Here is an 18,417-nt window from a genome sequence, read left to right on the forward strand (position 1 = left end):
AAATGTATTTGGTATAAAATTATAGGAAGTTTATTTTATGGAAGAGAGAAAATCTATAGACAGTTTTTTTTCAGATTTATCTATGGGACTGCTTTATGCTGAAAACACTAATGAAATAGATAGAGTTGTAGATTTATTCTTAGAAAAAACTTGTCAGTACTACGGTTTTGATTGCGGAGAAGTGTATTTTCCTAAAGGAGATTATCTTATACTTAGAGGCGTATATGGAATGGACAGATACTATGTATGTAAAGTTGATTTTCCAATATCTGCCAATCATTGTAAAGATGTATTATATGAACAAAAAATTTATGTAGGTGAAAATATCAATCATACAAATATGGAAGTATTTTCAAATTATTCATCTATGTTCGTACTTCCGATATTTTTCTATGCAAATCCTATTGGAGTTGTGGTTTTTAGAAACAGAGAAAATAAAATAGAATTCTACAACTCTATAATTGATGAAATAAAAAATGTTATAGGACACTTTGCTGTATATGCTAATAATGTACTTCAAAGTGTAACATATAAAGAAAGAGATAAACAGTTAAAGCTGCTTAGAGAATTATATTTGAAATTAAGCGATGTTGATGATTTTGAAAATAATTTAAATCAATTAGCAAATGATATTGCAAATATTTTCACAGCTAATAAAGCATTTATAAGACTCAGAAGAGAAAATGGGGATTTATATACAAGATCAAGTTATGGATTTCCTGAGAATTTTGATTATTCAATATTCGAGAATGATGATTATATAAGTGAATTTTGGGATAAAGGCGTATTCTTTATAAATAACGCGGCAAACAATAAATACTATGAAAGATTCAAAGGTGTTATAAATAGATCTGTACTATTCAATAGAATACCTGTTAAAAATAATTGTATAGGCTATATAGTTGTTATAGATAAAATACCGGATGCTGTTAATCCTCTTGGAGATTTTGATTCAAATGATGTTAACTTATTTAATCCGCTTCTAGCTAATATAGCAAGTAGGATTTCAGAACATTATAACATTGTAGAATTAAGCAAAGCAAACGAAAAAAATATGAAACATATGTCTCGTTTGAATACATTATATGATATAAGCAATATTTTATTGGAACGCTCAAAAACAGAGGATATATTATTCCTACTTTTAACAATAGCTACAATAGGAGATGTATTTGCTTTTAACAGAGCATTTGCTTTTCTTTATGATAAAGAATTCAATGTATTTAGAGGAAGAATGTGCGTTGCCCCTACTAATGCTCAGGAAGCTGCTATGATTTGGAGCAATATGCAAAAACTAGATAAATATGCCCTTAGAGAAAAATTAATGCTTTCTTTTGACAAAAGAAGCATGGAAGATTCTTGGGATTTAAATCAGAAATTTTTAAATACTGTTATACCAAATAATGAAAACTGTAAATTATTCTTTGATGTATTTAATAATAAGAACAGTATAAATATAACAAATACTGATAAGCCTGAAGTTGAACAAATAAAACAATATACTGATATATTCGGATACTGTCCTTTTGCTATAATACCTATAATGAATGCTACAAATTGTATAGGTATGGTAGTAGTTGATAATTCTTATAATGGAAAGCCTATACCTGAAGACGATTTAGATTATTTAAAAATGTTCGGAAGGCAGGCTGCTGTAGCTTTAGAGTATTCATATCTTTATAATGAAATAGAAAAAAATAACAATGCTTTAAAAGCTGCTGAAAAAAGTTTATTAGATTTAAAAAGTTTAGCTATTATAGGAGAGATGAGTTCTTCTATGGCACATAACCTTAGAAACTTCATAGTACCTATTGCAGGATTTGCTAATAGGCTTGTAAAGGTTAGTAAAGAAGAAAATATAAAAAACTATGCTCAAATAATAGCTAATGAGGTTGAAAATTTAGAGAATTATTTGAGAAGAAATTTATCATTTGCAAAAAGTATTAATCTGGAAGTGGACAATATAAAAATAGACGATATGATTAAATATCTCACTATTTTATCAAATGAATATATCAAGAAAAGCGGAAAAAATATTAAATTCTATGCTGTAAAAATCACTAAAGAAGATGTTGTAAAATGGGATTATGATAGAATGAATGAAGTTATATTCAATCTCATAATCAATGCTATAGATGCTATAAACGAAGGCGATGAAGATTCAATTATAAGTGTGATATTTGATGATAATGCATACAGAGAATCTATCATAGACATCATAGTAGAAAATACTAATTCATATATAGAACCTGAATTAGCTGAAAAAGTATTTACTCCATTCTTTACGACAAAGAGTCATGGAGTTGGTATAGGGCTTGCTATTTCTAAGAGAATAGTGGAAGCACATGGCGGAAGTATGGTAATAAAAAGTGTTAATAGTCCGTCTAAAATAACAACTTTTTTTGTTTCCATACCTGTTAATTTAAATAATTAAAAATCATTTTCCGATAATAATTCAGTGGAGATGAAAATATGGCTAAAATAAGTGAAGCTGCAAAAGCTGATTGCACTAGGATGCAAAATAAATATAAAAATTTGCTGGCAGGAATAGAATCAAAACTAGTAAAAGTAGAAAAAGATTTGCTTACTTTGGAAGATAGTTTTGAAATAGCTGCTAAAAAAATAGAAGCGGCTGTATTATATATTCAGGCATCTTCTTATATTGCAACCACTTGTTATATAGCTATAGAATTCATAGATGTTCGTTCTGATAATCAGCTTAATGATGGAAGAAGATACATTAACAAGGCTATTATGCTTTTAGAAGAAGTGTTCGGAAACCATACAGATGATTCTCTCTCTTTAAACGAAGAAATACATGAATATTTCAAAGGAAAATTATCTGATGAATGGAAATATAAATTTATCTGCTCATTCGGATATGTTATAGACTATTTCAAATATTGTTACGGTGAGAATTCTAAATGGCTTCAAAATTTCATAGAAATAGAAGCTAGATTTGCTACTATAGGCAAAAATATGATAGACTTCAAAACTTATATTAAAGAATTAAGTCCTGAATTGGAAGGATATAAATTTAGAGTAAAATTGATGGAGCTAGTAAAAAAACTATTAGCTTCTGCCGCTGAACAATACAGAACTAAATATGAACTTCAAGATAAAAGATTAGATGATATGAAAATGGCTTTAAATATCATAGCTTCTCTAAGAAGAATACATGTATATTTAAATGAAAACGAAGAATCCGAAGAGAAAAAGAAAATGTATGATCTTTGGAAAAAGAAAATGGATGCCGACATCAAAAAAATGAAATAATATACATACCTTTACAATTTTTTACTTTTTAGTATATACTGAAAATTTTTAACTTTGTCAACTAATAGACTTTATATAAATTTTATCTACTTTTTTGACGCACACGCTCTGCGGACTTCGTCAAAGTAGCTGCCACAGGCACGCTTCGCGAAAACGCAATTGCTAGAACTTTATATTAAAAACATGCCTATTAAATATAGGATATACCATAAAAATGCAGTCTTTCGCGAAGTGTATCCGAACCTGTTGAGGATATAGGTTCTCGCCGTAGGGTACTTCGTATGTGCAACAAAAGAACTGGGGGCAAAGCCCTGCAAATATTTTAAATTAAAAAAATTATTTTGACAAAATATAATTGTTTAGGTATAATAATAACACTTATGAAAATAAAAATTACTTTGATACTATCTCTTATATTTGTTGTTATTATATTAAAAATAGTAACTTTTTCTAAAAATTTTGTAGAAAATTATTATTCTAGATTAATATACAAAAATATTGCTGGTACTATAAACCGACTATCTTCAAATTTTAATTTCTCATTAGGCGAAATATTGCTTTTCTTATTTATAATAGCAGTTATAATTTTTATTGTAATAGCTTTTAAAAAATCTTTTTTCAATGCCAATATAAAATCATTAGCAGATAAATCAAAAACAGCATTAAATTTTTTATATATACTAGCCTGCTCTATGATTGTTATATATATAATATTTCTTTTAGTATGGGGATTAAATTACCATAGAGTACCTTTAATAGAAAATTATCCCCCAATAGAAATAAATAATGATGATATATATTTATTAGCTGATACTCTTATAAAAAATATAAACAATCTAAAAGATGAAATGAAGTATAAAGAAGTTAATACCAATTATCAGGCTTTAAATAGAATGATAGAATCTGAATATAATAAAGTATTTGAGGATTTTGAGTTTTTAAATATGCATTACTCAAAAACAAAACCAATAATGATATCAAAATTGTTTTTACATCTTCAAATAACAGGTATATATTCACCTTTTACTTCTGAGGCAAATGTAAACATACTCATTCCAAGCGTATCAATACCTTTTACAATAGGACATGAAATGGCTCATCAAATAGGCATAGCTTATGAAGATGAGGCTAACTTTATATCGTATGTAGCCTGCTCTAAACATACAGATCCATTTGTAAGATATTCAGGTAATTTTGAGGCACTTCTATATGTTTTGGGTGAATTAAAAAGAGATGAAAACTATGCTCATTTGATGTCAAATTTAAATAGCGATACAAAAGAAGATATAAAAAAATATTATGAGTTTTGGAATCAGTATACTGGAAATCTTTCAAAGGTAAGCCAAAAAGTTAATGATACGTATCTTAAAGCAAATAGCCAAGATGACGGAATAAAAAGTTATTCGAGGGTTGTTAAGCTCTTAGTATTATACCACAATATTAACCCTCAATAAAATTTAAAGTTTTACGATAATAAAACTACATATATAATTATAACTAACAAATAGGATATTTACATGCGTTTAGATGAACCGCCTTATTTTTATCAATGCAAAAAATGCAAAAGAAGATTCACTGTAAGAAGAAAAAAGCATACTATAAATTTACTTATAATAAAACTTAATAAACAGAAATGTCCGTATTGCAAAAGCTCAAGAACAAGAAACATAGATGATATTATAAAAGCAATACAATAATCTCCTATAGATTTATGCAATTCTATATTTATTTTAATTGTCTTAAAATATATAATACAAATTTTATAGTATATACTAAAAATTTTTAAGTTTGTCAATTTTTTTATTCAACTTTTTCCCGCCGCTTACGCTCTGCGGGCTTCGCCAAAGTTGCAAAAAGTGCAAGTATAAAATTAGTACTAAATCATACTAAAATTATCTTAAATGTAAGGTAATTCATAAAATTAAAGCCAAAATGCAGTCTTTCGCGAAGCGTATCCGAGCCTGTCGAGTATATAGGTTCTTTGTGCCAACAAAAGAACTGGGGTGTTACACTACGGGTACGCTTCGCGGTGGGCAAAGCCACATATATAAAAACAAAATATAACTTTATTTTTTGACAAAACTTATTTGTTTCATTATAATATAAATTTTTTTATATATTTCCTGTCTGTATTCATATTATATAATAATTGCCTATTGAATTATTATAATATTTGATATATAAATCAATTATAGGCGGTATTATTTTATGAATGAAGAATTAAATGATAAAGAATTAAATAACAATAATACACTAATCAATAATGATAAATCTTTCCCTGAAATTGAAATATATGTCAATAAAAGAAAATTATCCATACTCATATTCGTATCTCTGATTTTCATTGTTATGGGTATATTTATATTTGTAAATAGAAAAGAGTTTAAAGAAGAAGTTATAAGTATTTTTATATTAATACTTTTTAGTATATGTCTTTTAACTTTTATAATACAATGGTTAAAATCTAGAAAACCTATAATCACATTAGATGAAAACGGCATAGCTTATTATGTTTTATTAAAAAATCAAAATATATTTATTAAATGGGCAGATATTAGAGAAATACTTTTTTCAAAAACATTTATATATATTTATTTGAAAGAAGAAAATAGTTTATTAGAAAATAAAAAAAATAATGATGAACCCATTGTCATATATATATCAGAAATAAATATGAAAAGAAATACTTTAATATATCTCATAACACATTACTTTAAAAATAAAAAATAAAAAATAAAAAATTATAAAGGAGATATTTAATTATGAATAATGAAGATAATAAATTATATTCAGACAGTAAATTTTCTATTAAAATTTATATAAATAATATAAGATTCTTTGCGGTAATGATGATAGGATTAATTATCGCCATACTTTTGATAGATGTGCTATTTAGACAAAATCCTGATGAGGATATGAAGGCTGCTATTATATTTGTAGTATCTTTTTTTATGTTCGGGGTTATTATACTTTCTATAATTTTAATAAGAAGCGTAATTTTTAAAAAAGCAAGTTTCATATTAGATGATAAAGGAATATATTATAATAATTTACTTGTGAAAAGTTATATTTACGTTTTATGGAAAGAAATAAAAGACTTGGATATAATAGGAAGCTACTTGTTTATATATTTGAAAGATCCTCAAACTTATTATTTTAGGAAATTTAAAGGAAGAATAGTATCAGAAGATCCATTATACATATATTTGGGTGATTTAGATATAAGCAATAAATTTATAAACAGCATGTTTAAATTCTTTGATGATAACTACAGAGATCTAGAAGACGATAATGATGAAGAAGACGATTATAAAAAATATTATAGAGATTATTATTAATATATAAAAAAGGTGCATTGAAAAATTAAAAATCAATGCACCTTTTAAAAAACTTCTGATTAAATTATTTAAAACTTCTGTCTATATCAAGTTCTCTTAAAGTTCTAATCATCTGCATTTCCATTTCTATTCTAAAATTATCATTAACAGCACTATTTATAACATTATTATTAGGATTTCTTTGATACATTTGAGATTTAATAGTAGAATTATTTACTCTCATCTGATTTTCAAGCATTCTGTATCTAGGAGAATATCTGCCATCTATATCTCTTAATTTCTGTCTGTCCCAATAGCTCATATAACCGCTTCCGAACCTGTAAAATCTTCCATTCCTATAATATGTTTTAGTATATCCCGGATTTGAAAATCTTGGTGTTGATAAATCATTTTTATAAGGATAAACAGGTATAGCATTCTTTGTTGTTTGCGGAATAAAAGGTCTTACATTCCCAACCCTAGGAGTCGGAGAATAACGATATTGTGAAAAAGCCAAGCTTGCAACAGTTAAAAATATTAAAAATATTTTCATATATACCCTCCTAATTATTTTATATAATTATTATATAACTATTATATAATAAAGCAATATCAAAAAATAAGCCCCGCATAATAATATCATGCGGGGTATAAAGTTGAGCGATTAAAAAAATTATTTATTTTGGTATACTTTGTCTATTTCTAAAAAGCATTGAGTTCTTAATTTTTGTAAATCTGCTGAAGCTTTACTTCTAGCATCTATTGCAGCATTAACTGCATTTTGATCTGGAGTTTCTTTTCTCATTTCAGCATCTAATTTTTGTGTTTGATTATATATTTCCATTCTTAAGCTATCCATTTGAGGGAAATATTTATCTTGTATGCTTCTTACTTGATCAATTTGCTCTTGAGTAAGTGCTGCACCATAATATCCGTAACCTCTTCCATATCCAGCACCATATCCTCTGCCGTATCCGCATCCGCCTCTTCCGTAACCTCTGCCATAGCCGCATCCATAACCATCGGCATATCCATAACCTCTTCTGTGTCCTCTTCCATAACCATCACCATATCCGTAACCTGCACCATAACCTCTGCCATATTGAGCGAATAATGACACTGAACCTAAAACCATAATTGCTATTGAAATTAATATTACTGCTTTTTTACTTATTTTGTTTTTCATAATTGTTTTCTCCTTTTAATTTATATATTTTCTTAAATTATTATGCTAATTAATTGTAGTAGTAATAACATCCGTTATTATTGCCTCTGTTATAATAATTGTTATTATAACCGCAAGAGTTTCCTCTATTTCTTCCATTTCCATAACCTCTGCCGTCACCGTATCCTCTGCCATACTGGGCGAATAAAGACACTGAAGCAAAAATCATTATTAATGCTGAAATAAAAATTATAATACCTTTTCTCATATATTTTCTCCTGTTTTTTATTTTTTATCATTTTGTTTTCTTATGCCTTATTAGACGATGATAAAAATAAAAAGTTCCCGAAAAAATATAAATTTATTAAAAAAATTGAATTTTTTTATATACTAAGGGCACGTATATGTAATTTACTTGATTTTTTTATATAATTTCTTTATTAATCCTATTTTTCCAAAGCATATATAGTAGAATAATGCCAATATTAACACCACAGGAACGGCAACAGCTGTGAAACCTAACAAAAAGAATAATATGCCTGAGAAAAATTCTTTCAAAAATGAAATTAAATTCAAATATTTATTATATATATTTGTATTACTTTTTATTGCTTCCGGATTTGATATATTTAAAGTTACTCTTGAATAATCAACAGATGACTGAAGATTCTTTAAATTTCCTTTCATACTTTCTATTTCATAAGTTAAATTATTGATTCTATCTTCTACTTTTAGTATCTCATCAATATTTTTAGCTTCTCTTAAATAATTTCTTAATTTTTCTAAAAGTACTTCCCTATTTTTTATCCTATTTTCTGTATCATAATAAGTTTCTGTAACGTCCTGAGTATTTATATTTTTATTTTCAACTTTTTCATTTTGTTCTATGAAATCTATAAAAGCATAAAGATTTTCTTTAGGTATTCTTATATTAAGATAATATCTATTTTTAGAAGATTCAACATTATCAAAATATCCATTATACTCTTTTAATTTTTCTTCTATGGATTTATAGCTTTTTTCTACATCTTTTGAATTAACTCTTATATCAACTGAAACTATTAATTTTCTTTCTACAGCTGCCCCATTTGAATCAGCATAGTCCGACACAGTACTTTCTTCTTCCATTCTAGCCTGAGGAGCAGGAGGCGGAGCAGATACCCCTGAAGTTGCAGCTAAGAAATTAACATTTTGCTCGGAAGATCCGCTTTTACCACCGCAAGATAAAAATAATAAAAATGTAAAGATTATAAATATAAATTTTTTCATATAATTACCCCCAAAAAATCATTTAATATAATAATGATATTATAACGAATTATTTTTTCAAGCTGTATTTTATATAAAAAGTATTTTATTTATTGTTACTTATATCTTTTAAATTATTTTTATCACAGTATACTATATTAGCATTAGGATTCAATTCCAAAACTTTATTATAATCTTTTATAGCCTCTTCATAAAGCCCTATATTATACTTGGCATTAGCTCTGTTATGATAAGCTAGTTCATTATCAGGCTTTAATTCAATAGCCTTATTATAATCTTCTATAGCATCATAATACAAACCCAAATTATATTTTGCATTTCCTCTGTCATTATATGCCCATACATAATTTGGATTAAATTCTATAAACTTATTATAATCTCTTATAGAGTCTTCAAATAAACCCAATTGAAATTTAGATAATGCCCTTAAATAATACATTTTCTCATCATTTGGATTTAACTCAATGGATTTATCATAATCATCTATAGCATTTTCATAGAGTTTTAATTCCTGATTGGCAATTCCTCTTATATAATATATTTCACTATCCAAACAGTTTCTAAAATCATTAAGAAAATTATTGATTATATCTATAATATCCTTATAAAGTGAAAGATTAAATTTCTGTTTTGCTAAATTCTTTATATCAATTAAATTATCATTCATAAAATATAAACCATTATGAAATATTGAAGAATTTTATACTTTCTTCCAAAAACTTAGCTTTATCAAATAATCTCTTAGATAATTCGCTTGATTCCTCAGCCAAAGCAGCATTTTGAGTAGTAGCACTTTCTATACTATTTATAGCAATACTTATTTGAGAAACTCCTGCCTCTTGTTCTAATGATGTAGAAGTTATACTCTGCATTAAATCAGAAGTTCCTGATACTTTATCCTGCAATTGAATAAATATTTCCTGAGATTCCCTTGCAGTATTTGTAGCAGTATCTATTTTTTCAGCTGTATTATCTACAAGTGCTGTAATATCTTTAACAGATGTTTGAGTAGTTTGCGCCAAATTCCTAACCTCGCTTGCAACAACAGCAAAACCTTTTCCTTGAGTACCAGCACGGGCAGCCTCTACCGAAGCATTAAGAGCAAGTATATTAGTTTGAAATGCTATATCTTCAATAATCTTTGTAATATCTTTAATCTTATCGCTAGCCTGATGTACTTCTTCTATATTAGAAACTGTTTGTGCTATTATATTGGCAGCTCCTTCAATATGTGTCATAGATTCAGACATCATATTTTTACCGGATACAGAATTATCAGCAGATGCTTTAATAGTAGAAACTATTTCCTCCAAACTTGAAGCTGTTTCTTCCAAACTAGATGCTTGAGAATCAGTTCTGCTTGAAAGCTCAACACTGCTTTCCATCATTCTCTGAGAAGCTAAAACTATTTCATTTGATGCATCATTAACATTGCTTACAACCTCAGCTAATTTCTTACTCATAATATTAAATGCTTTCTCTAACTCTCCGAATTCATCTTTTCTATAATTAGTTTCAGATTTAAGTTCTATATTTCCTTCAGATATTCTATTTGCCTTTTTCATCAAAACACTTAAAGGACTCATAGTTTTTGTGATATATGAAACCGAAAATAAATTAACAAATATTATAGACAATATACAAACTATTATAGCTATTCTAACCATACTTATATTTTCAGCATATATAACATTATCATCTGTTGCCATAGATAATATCCAAGGCATAGTATTCATTCTTGTATAAATTGCTGTTCTCTTTTCACCATTAGTATCAGAAATATATTTTAATGTGCCATTATCTTTGTTAGATTTTATAACTTCATCATAGCTTTTATTTGCTGAAGTATTTATTTGATTTCTAGTATCAAGCGAAATATTTCTTTGATAATCAATTGCAAATAATCTTCCTGTTTCCGGAAGCTGCAATTCTCCTAATTTTTCTCCCAAAGCATCCCAATTAAGAATCATATACACAGCACCAATTAATACATTATTAGTTTTAACTCCTGCAATGATTGCTAAAGTCATATTATCGCTTACAGTTGATTTTATTACTTTTGTATCATAAGCAACATCATAATTATTTTTTACAAAATTATCCCAAATACCGGGTCTTAAATCCTTTATACTTCTTCCTAAATTTAGACTCTTTGTATTTTGTAAAGTAATACCATTTCCATCAGTTACGCCTATATCTAAAGAATATTTATTTATAGATTCAAACTGCTTAAATGTATCTATTAATGCCGCAGTTTCTTCAGGTGTCTGAGTACCGGACAAATAATTAATAATAGAAGGAGTAATAGAATATGTTCTTATTAAAGTATTATTTTCTTCAAACCAAGTATCCAGCATAGATTTATAACCTTCTATAGTATTATTATATCCGGCGTATGTTGACTTTGTTATACCAACATGGGATTTATATGATAATATTATTATTGTTATTATTAAGAGTATTGTTGTTATAATGCTTATTGTTAATGGCATCTTAAATCTTATAGAACTAGTTTTCTTCATACTTTAGCCCCTCTAAAATTTAATTTTTTGTAAGAATAATTTAACAGTTATTATAAAATTTACTAATAAATTTATCGTTTTTTTATATAAAAATTCAATATAATAAAAAAATTTATTTGATTTTTAATTAGTACTTATATTTTTCATAATATATAATCATTTAATTAATAAATTTATTTAATCAGGCATTTACAATTAATAAATATTATTATATTATTATACTCCAATGAAAGATATGAAGAAAAAGTTAAAGAAATTGATAAGTTTTATTCCTCTATTTATAATCATAATTCTTATATTATGGTATAAATCTCCTATTAACGGAATAAAATGTTATCCTGAAAGTGTATCAAAAATAGATATAACTTATAATGGAAATGCAATAATCATAACAAATACTAATGATATAAATTTCATAATAAAAAGTTTGAATAGTATATCTTTAAATAGATCAATATTAAAAATGAATAAATCAAAAATAGGATATATAATAGATATACATTCAACTAATAAAAATATGATTGATAATTTAACTATATATTCATCTGAAGCCGCTTCTATAGGAAATTTTTATTATACCGATAAAAATGTAATGCTGCCTTATGAATATATAAAAAATTTGTACACTAATGTAAATTAGATTGCAAGTATATGTAAAAAAAATATAACACTTTTTTTTAAAAATGGGTATAATTAATAAGTATAGTTTAAATAAAATAATTTTTTGAATCTGGAGAACATAAGTCATGAAAAAACTTCAAAGCTTAAGAGTGAAGATGCCTCTTATCATTATTTCTATGGTTACTTTCTTTATTGTAGCATTAATCGTAATAACGGAAATAAAAGCATCAGATGCCATAAAAAATGCTACATATACTGGATATAACAACACAGTTATGGGGTTTGCCTCACTTATAGATACTTGGTTTGATGATCAATTAGCTATAGCAAGCATATATGGAACTTCTGAAGAATTAATAAGATATTTGCAATTAAGAACAGAAGATTTGAAAATTTCAGCTTTAAATAATCTAAAAAAGTTCAGATCATTAAATGAATATGCTATAAATATAGGTTTATCAGATTCAGCAGGAAATATATTAATAGATTCAGATAATCCTGATCTAGTAAATCAAAATGTTTTTAATATACACCCAGATTTAAAGAATAAAATAAATAGTAATTCTAAAGGCGTATTCGGAGAAAATATCACTCACTCTCTTACAACAGGAGGTTGGTCTTTAATATTATTAGAAAAAGTAACTGACAATAATAATCAGCTTCTTGGATATTTATATGTTATGCTTGATTGGTCTACTTTAAATAAAAATCATATAGAGCCTCTTGTAATAGGCAAAACAGGAAGTATGTATGCAGTTGATAAAAATTTAATAATCAAAATACATAGTAAAACAGAAAATATAAATCAGCCTGCTCCTACTCAATTTAAAGATGCTTTCAACTTGGGAAAAGGAATATTAAGTTATGATTTCAATGGTGAAAGCAGAGTTTCATCAGTTATGACATTAAAATCACAGCCTTGGGTATTGGGTATATCTGTAACAGAAGCCGAAATATATGAAGCTAATAGAATGCTTATGATTATGATGATAGTAATATCTCTTATAGCTATAATCATAATAGCAGTATTTATATCAATGTTTATAATGTCTATAACAAAACCATTACATTTATTAGTAGGAGTTGCTAAAGAAATAGCAGACGGAGATTTAAGAACTACAAAACAAAAAATTAAAAGAAAAGATGAACTTGGAGAATTATCAGATGCATTTGTTGCTATGAGAAAGAAATTAGTAGATACCATAATGACTGTTGAAGAATCTGCAAATAATATCACAATGGCAGCAAAAGAATTATCTGAACAAAATACAGATTTAGCTCATAGAACAGAAAGTCAGGCAGCAAGCATAGAAGAAACATCTGCTTCTATGACTGAAATTTCATCAACAATAAGAGATTCTGCTGAACATTCTATTAATGGAAGTAAAATGATATTAGATTCTAAATCATCCGTAGAAAATGCAGGAAATATAATATCTGAAACAACTTCTAATATAGAAGAAGTTCATGATGCAAGCAGTAAAATTAAAGACATAACAAAAATCATTGAAGATATAGCATTCCAAACTAATATACTTGCTCTTAACGCTTCAGTAGAGGCTGCACGTGCCGGAGAACAAGGTAAAGGATTTGCTGTTGTAGCTGCTGAGGTAAGAAACTTGGCTCAAACTACTCAAACTTCAGTAAAAAGCATTACAGATTTGATTGAAAATGTTTATGATAAAATAGATAAAGCTACAGGAACAGCAAGAGAATCTCAGGAAATATTTATAGAAATACAGAATAAAATAGATGATGCTTCTAAAATTATGCAAGGAATAAGCAACAGTGCAGTTGAACAGCAAAATGGTATAGATCAGGTAAAAATAGCAATAGCAGAAATGGATTCTACAACTCAGAAAAATGCTGCATTAGTAGAAGAGGCTACTGCATCTGCTGAATTATTATTCGCTCAGTCTAAAGAATTAATGGATGCTATACACTTATTCAAACTTCCTGATGGAACTAAATAAGTAAATTATAAAATATAAAAAATACCTCATACTCTTATTTAGGGTATGGGGTATTTTCATTTTAAACATATTATAATCAAATATTATATAAATAAAATATATTTGAAATAAAAAATCACAATATATGTATTATATATATAATATTACATAGTAAAATCTTAAATATTACAATATCTTTACTTGTTTTTACCTATTTTTACATAAAAACATAATATGCTTTATTATTCAATATTATTTATATAGTTATATAACTATACAAATAAAAATTATGAGGTTAATATTTTATGAACAAACTCAAAAGCTTGAAAGTGAAAATACCCCTAACAATCATTTCTGTAGTAGTAGTATTTATAGCGGCATTAATTGTAATAACTGATATAAAAGCTTCAGAAAGTCTTAAAAAAACAGCATTAGACGGATATAATAATATTGTTTTCGGATATGCTTCTCTAATAGATACATGGTTTGATGAACAAATAATTATAGCAGAAACTTATGGATCAAATAAAGAATTAATGGATTATCTAAAAAGCAGAAAAAGAAGCAGCTTATAATAGACTAAAAAAAATACAGTCAATAAATAAATAAATATGCTATTAATATAGGATTAACTGATATCAATGGCAATATAATATTAGATTCTACTGATGAAAATTATATAGGTAAAAGCATTTTTGATTTCAATGCTGATTTAAAAGATAAATTAAATTCTGAGAAAAATACTATCTTCTCCGAAGAAATAACAAAATCTTCTATAACAGATAATTGGTCTTTAACTTTAATTGAAAAAGTATTTGATGATAATAATCAATTAATAGGACATCTTTATATTATTTTCGACTGGGCTAAATTTAATATACAGCATGTAGAGCCTTTAGTTGTTGGAAAAACTGGCAATATGTTTATGATAGATAATAATTTAATTTGTAAGATACATAGCAAAACTCAATATATAAATATTTCAGCACCTTATGAATTAAAAGGAGGATTCGATTTAGGAAAAGGAGTTTTTCATTATGTTTGGGAAAATGAAAAAAGAGTATCATCTGTAATTACATTAAAAACTTTACCTTGGGTACTTGGAATATCAGTAACTGAAAAAGAAATTTATGAACAAAATCAAATACTTTTAATTATAATAATATCAATATCATCAGCAGCTATATTAATATTATCAGCATTTATATTCCTATTCATAAAATCTATAACAAAACCATTAGACATATTAGTAAATTCAGCAAAAGAAATAGCAAGCGGAGATTTGAGAAACACAAAAGAAAGCATACATCGTGAAGATGAATTAGGAGAATTATCCAATGCATTTACATATATGAGAAATAAACTAGTTGATACTATAAAAGAAGTAGAAGTTTCAGCAAACAATATCAGTACAGTTGCTAAAGGTTTATCCGAACAAAATAATAATTTATCAAATAGAACAGAAAGTCAAGCAGCAAGTATAGAAGAAACTTCAGCATCTATGAATGAAATAACAGCTACTATAAAAGATTCTGCGGATAATTCTATAAATGGAAATAAAATGATATTGGATGCAAAATATTCTATAGAAAATGCCGGAAATATAATCTTAGAAACTACTTCCAGCATAGAAGAAGTAAATGAAGCAAGCGGTAAAATAAAAGATATTACAAAAATCATTGAAGATATAGCATTTCAAACTAATATACTCGCTCTTAATGCTTCTGTGGAGGCTGCACGTGCCGGAGAACAAGGAAAAGGTTTCTCTGTAGTTGCAAGCGAGGTAAGAAATCTTGCTCAAACTACACAAACTTCAGTAAAAAGCATATCGGAGTTAATTGAAAATGTATCTGATAAAATAGATAAAGCAACAGGAACAGCAAGAGAATCTCAAAAAATATTTGTAGATGTGCAAAATAAAATCAATAAAGCTTCAAAAATTATGAAAGATATAAGTCAAAATGCCGTGGAACAGCAGAATGGTGTAGATCAAGTAAAAATAGCCATTTCTCAAATGGATTCTGACACACAGAAGAATGCTTCTTTAGTAGAAGATGCAGCATCTTCAGCTAAAACATTGTTTAATCAATCAGAAAAGCTTATGGAAACTGTACATTTATTCAAGCTTCCTGTAAAATAATGCTTAATATTGAAAACTATATATTTATACATTTGATATTTATTGATTTTCGTATAAAATAGCATTAAATATTTTTATATAAGGTATAATATGTCATTTACATTTAATGTATTAAAAAACAGTAGTCAAACTTCAGCAAGACTTGGAAAAATAAATATTAATGGAATAGAAATAGATACGCCTGTTTTTATGCCTGTGGGTACAAAAGCAACAGTAAAGGCTTTAACCCCACTTATGATAGAAGAAACTGAAAGTAAAATAATACTAGCAAATACATATCATTTGGTATTAAAACCTGGACTTGAAGTATTAAAAAAATTTGGAGGAGTTAAAAAGTTTATGGGCTGGAAAGGAGCTATGCTTACAGATTCCGGCGGATTTCAGGTATTTTCTTTGGCAAAATTAAGAAAAATCAATGATGATGGAGTGGAATTCAGTTCTCATATAGATGGTTCTAAATACTTTTTTACCCCTAGAAGCGTAATGGAAGCTGAACATATTATAGGTGCTGACTTTATAATGTGTCTTGATGAATGTTCTAAACATGATGCATCTTATGAATATGTTAAAGAAGCAATGTTTAGAACACATAAATGGGCTAAAGAATGTAAAGAATATCATGACAGCACTCCAAATAGCGAATATCAGTATTTAGGAGGAATCATACAGGGCGGAATGTTCGATGATTTAAGAAAAGAAAGTGCTGAAACTCTAGTGAATATGGATTTTCCTTTCTATTCTATAGGAGGACTTTCTGTAGGCGAAACTCCTGAACAAATGCATGAAGTACTTTCTAAAGTTATGCTATACACTAATAAGCAAAAACCACGTTATTTAATGGGTGTCAGCGAGCCTAGAGATATACTTAATGGTGTTATGGAAGGTATAGATATGTTTGACTGTGTTATGCCTACTAGAAATGCTAGAAATGGAGAGGCGTTTACTATGAATGGTGTTGTGAGGATAAGAAATTCCAAATATAGAATGGATGATGAAGTGCTTGAAGAAGGATGTGATTGTTATACTTGTAAGAATTTTTCTAAAGCATATCTTAATCATTTGGATAAAACGCATGAAATACTATTTTCTATACTTATGACTATACATAATGTAAGATTTATGCAAAGATTTATGAAAGATTTAAGAAATTCTATTGAAAATGATGTATTTTCCGATTATAGAAAGGATATGATGAATAAATTTTATTAAAAAATTTATTAGTTTACATATTTTACAAAAAGTTGTATTATATAACATAAAATAATTAAGCGAGTTTATTTATGGCAGGTAAATACGATAAGCAATTAGCTAAATATAATGATATTTTATCTAAAAAACCCAATGATCCTCATGCTTTAGCTATATTGGCTAGAATAGCAATTAAAGAAAATAGAATTCCAGATGCAGAAAACTATTATACTGCTATTTTACTTAAAATGCATAATCATCCCGAATCATTATATATGATGGGATTTATAAATATGAAAAGAAATAAACGTAGTACAGCTATTAATTATTTTAAAAAGCTCTTAGAAAATGGTAAAGAAAATGTATTTATATATGAATATTTATCTTCAATGGATAAAGATAATAGAAGAGAATATTTAGAAAAAGCATTGGAGTTATCAAAAAACATGAAAATAAACTCTAAAGATTATAAAAGATGTTCATATATAGCTTTTCAGTCTTATGCTTGGAAGGAATATGATATATCTTTTGAATATGCAAATTTAGCTTATAATGCAAAGCCTACAAATGATATAATCAATCTATTGGGCTGTATATATCATCATAATGAAGATTATGACAAGGCTCTTTCTCTTTTTCATGAAGTAAATGCTAATTATGAAAGCAAAAATCCTTATGTATTATGCAATATATCTTCATGCTACAATAAAAAAAATAGTAATAAAATGGCTATAAGATATTTAGAAAAAGCATTGGAAGTAAATAATAATGATAAGGTAATATACTATACTATAGGTTCTATATATGCTTCAACAGGAAATAAAAAATTAGCAATTGAAAATTTTGAACAAGCTTTAAAAATTAATGAGAATTATGAAGAAGCTAGAAAGGCTTTGGAGGCTATTAAAGAATAATATTTTTATATAAAAAAATAAATAAAAAACTTTCAATATTAGTCAAATTAGTA

At 26.8% G+C, this 18,417-nt stretch carries 18 protein-coding genes; 12 read left to right on the forward strand and 6 right to left on the reverse strand.

Annotated elements, in window-relative coordinates:
- Positions 1-37: 37 nt before the first annotated feature.
- From Q0K19_RS03300 to Q0K19_RS03325, 6 genes are all read left to right on the forward strand, one after another.
- A complete protein-coding gene (locus tag Q0K19_RS03300; protein WP_297245267.1) occupies positions 38-2,434 on the forward strand; it encodes a GAF domain-containing sensor histidine kinase in 2,397 nt (798 codons plus the stop codon).
- Between the two features lie 38 nt (positions 2,435-2,472).
- On the forward strand, positions 2,473-3,276 hold the full coding sequence (locus tag Q0K19_RS03305) for a hypothetical protein (RefSeq protein ID WP_048595222.1): 804 nt from the start codon (positions 2,473-2,475) through the stop codon (positions 3,274-3,276).
- Positions 3,277-3,656: 380 nt separating this feature from the next.
- A complete protein-coding gene (locus Q0K19_RS03310; RefSeq protein WP_297245270.1) occupies positions 3,657-4,730 on the forward strand; it encodes a DUF3810 domain-containing protein in 1,074 nt (357 codons plus the stop codon).
- Positions 4,731-4,793: 63 nt separating this feature from the next.
- A complete protein-coding gene (locus Q0K19_RS03315) occupies positions 4,794-4,973 on the forward strand; it encodes a hypothetical protein (protein WP_297245272.1) in 180 nt (59 codons plus the stop codon).
- A 511-nt stretch (positions 4,974-5,484) separates the two neighbouring features.
- Positions 5,485-6,006: an STM3941 family protein gene (locus tag Q0K19_RS03320; protein ID WP_297245274.1), complete on the forward strand. Its 522-nt coding sequence runs from the start codon at positions 5,485-5,487 to the stop codon at positions 6,004-6,006.
- 32 nt (positions 6,007-6,038) lie between these two features.
- A complete protein-coding gene (locus Q0K19_RS03325; protein ID WP_297245276.1) occupies positions 6,039-6,614 on the forward strand; it encodes a hypothetical protein in 576 nt (191 codons plus the stop codon).
- Between the two features lie 64 nt (positions 6,615-6,678).
- Here Q0K19_RS03325 and Q0K19_RS03330 read toward each other — a convergent pair whose 3' ends face one another.
- The 6 genes from Q0K19_RS03330 to Q0K19_RS03355 form a co-directional block, all read right to left on the reverse strand.
- Positions 6,679-7,146 (reverse strand): hypothetical protein, encoded by a 468-nt coding sequence (locus Q0K19_RS03330; protein ID WP_297245278.1) that lies wholly within the window; start codon positions 7,144-7,146, stop codon positions 6,679-6,681.
- A 120-nt stretch (positions 7,147-7,266) separates the two neighbouring features.
- Positions 7,267-7,779 (reverse strand): periplasmic heavy metal sensor, encoded by a 513-nt coding sequence (locus Q0K19_RS03335; protein WP_297245280.1) that lies wholly within the window; start codon positions 7,777-7,779, stop codon positions 7,267-7,269.
- Between the two features lie 49 nt (positions 7,780-7,828).
- Positions 7,829-8,026: a hypothetical protein gene (locus Q0K19_RS03340; protein WP_297245282.1), complete on the reverse strand. Its 198-nt coding sequence runs from the start codon at positions 8,024-8,026 to the stop codon at positions 7,829-7,831.
- Between the two features lie 143 nt (positions 8,027-8,169).
- Positions 8,170-9,027, reverse strand: a complete 858-nt coding sequence (locus Q0K19_RS03345; protein WP_297245284.1) for a DUF4349 domain-containing protein — start codon at positions 9,025-9,027, stop codon at positions 8,170-8,172.
- Between the two features lie 85 nt (positions 9,028-9,112).
- The gene (locus tag Q0K19_RS03350; protein ID WP_297245286.1) at positions 9,113-9,694 is read right to left on the reverse strand and encodes a tetratricopeptide repeat protein; all 582 of its coding nucleotides are present in this window, start codon (positions 9,692-9,694) and stop codon (positions 9,113-9,115) included.
- A 13-nt stretch (positions 9,695-9,707) separates the two neighbouring features.
- Positions 9,708-11,549 (reverse strand): methyl-accepting chemotaxis protein, encoded by a 1,842-nt coding sequence (locus tag Q0K19_RS03355; RefSeq protein ID WP_297245289.1) that lies wholly within the window; start codon positions 11,547-11,549, stop codon positions 9,708-9,710.
- A 235-nt stretch (positions 11,550-11,784) separates the two neighbouring features.
- Here Q0K19_RS03355 and Q0K19_RS03360 point away from each other — a divergent pair, with 235 nt between their 5' ends.
- The 6 genes from Q0K19_RS03360 to Q0K19_RS03385 all read left to right on the forward strand — a co-directional run bounded on the left by Q0K19_RS03360 (position 11,785) and on the right by Q0K19_RS03385 (position 18,364).
- The gene (locus Q0K19_RS03360) at positions 11,785-12,189 is read left to right on the forward strand and encodes a hypothetical protein (protein WP_297245291.1); all 405 of its coding nucleotides are present in this window, start codon (positions 11,785-11,787) and stop codon (positions 12,187-12,189) included.
- 106 nt (positions 12,190-12,295) lie between these two features.
- Complete coding sequence (locus Q0K19_RS03365; RefSeq protein WP_297245293.1) at positions 12,296-14,143, forward strand: methyl-accepting chemotaxis protein; 1,848 nt, start codon at positions 12,296-12,298, stop codon at positions 14,141-14,143.
- A gap of 284 nt (positions 14,144-14,427) precedes the next feature.
- Entirely contained in the window at positions 14,428-14,697 is a 270-nt protein-coding gene (locus tag Q0K19_RS03370; protein WP_297245296.1) for a hypothetical protein, read from the forward strand.
- 350 nt (positions 14,698-15,047) lie between these two features.
- Complete coding sequence (locus Q0K19_RS03375) at positions 15,048-16,262, forward strand: methyl-accepting chemotaxis protein (protein WP_297245298.1); 1,215 nt, start codon at positions 15,048-15,050, stop codon at positions 16,260-16,262.
- 90 nt (positions 16,263-16,352) lie between these two features.
- Entirely contained in the window at positions 16,353-17,471 is a 1,119-nt protein-coding gene (gene tgt / locus Q0K19_RS03380) for a tRNA guanosine(34) transglycosylase Tgt (protein ID WP_297245300.1), read from the forward strand.
- A 71-nt stretch (positions 17,472-17,542) separates the two neighbouring features.
- A complete protein-coding gene (locus tag Q0K19_RS03385; RefSeq protein WP_297245302.1) occupies positions 17,543-18,364 on the forward strand; it encodes a tetratricopeptide repeat protein in 822 nt (273 codons plus the stop codon).
- Positions 18,365-18,417: the final 53 nt, after the last annotated feature.

Origin of the sequence: uncultured Brachyspira sp., from assembly GCF_944393015.1 — a bacterium.
Classification (GTDB): domain Bacteria; phylum Spirochaetota; class Brachyspiria; order Brachyspirales; family Brachyspiraceae; genus Brachyspira.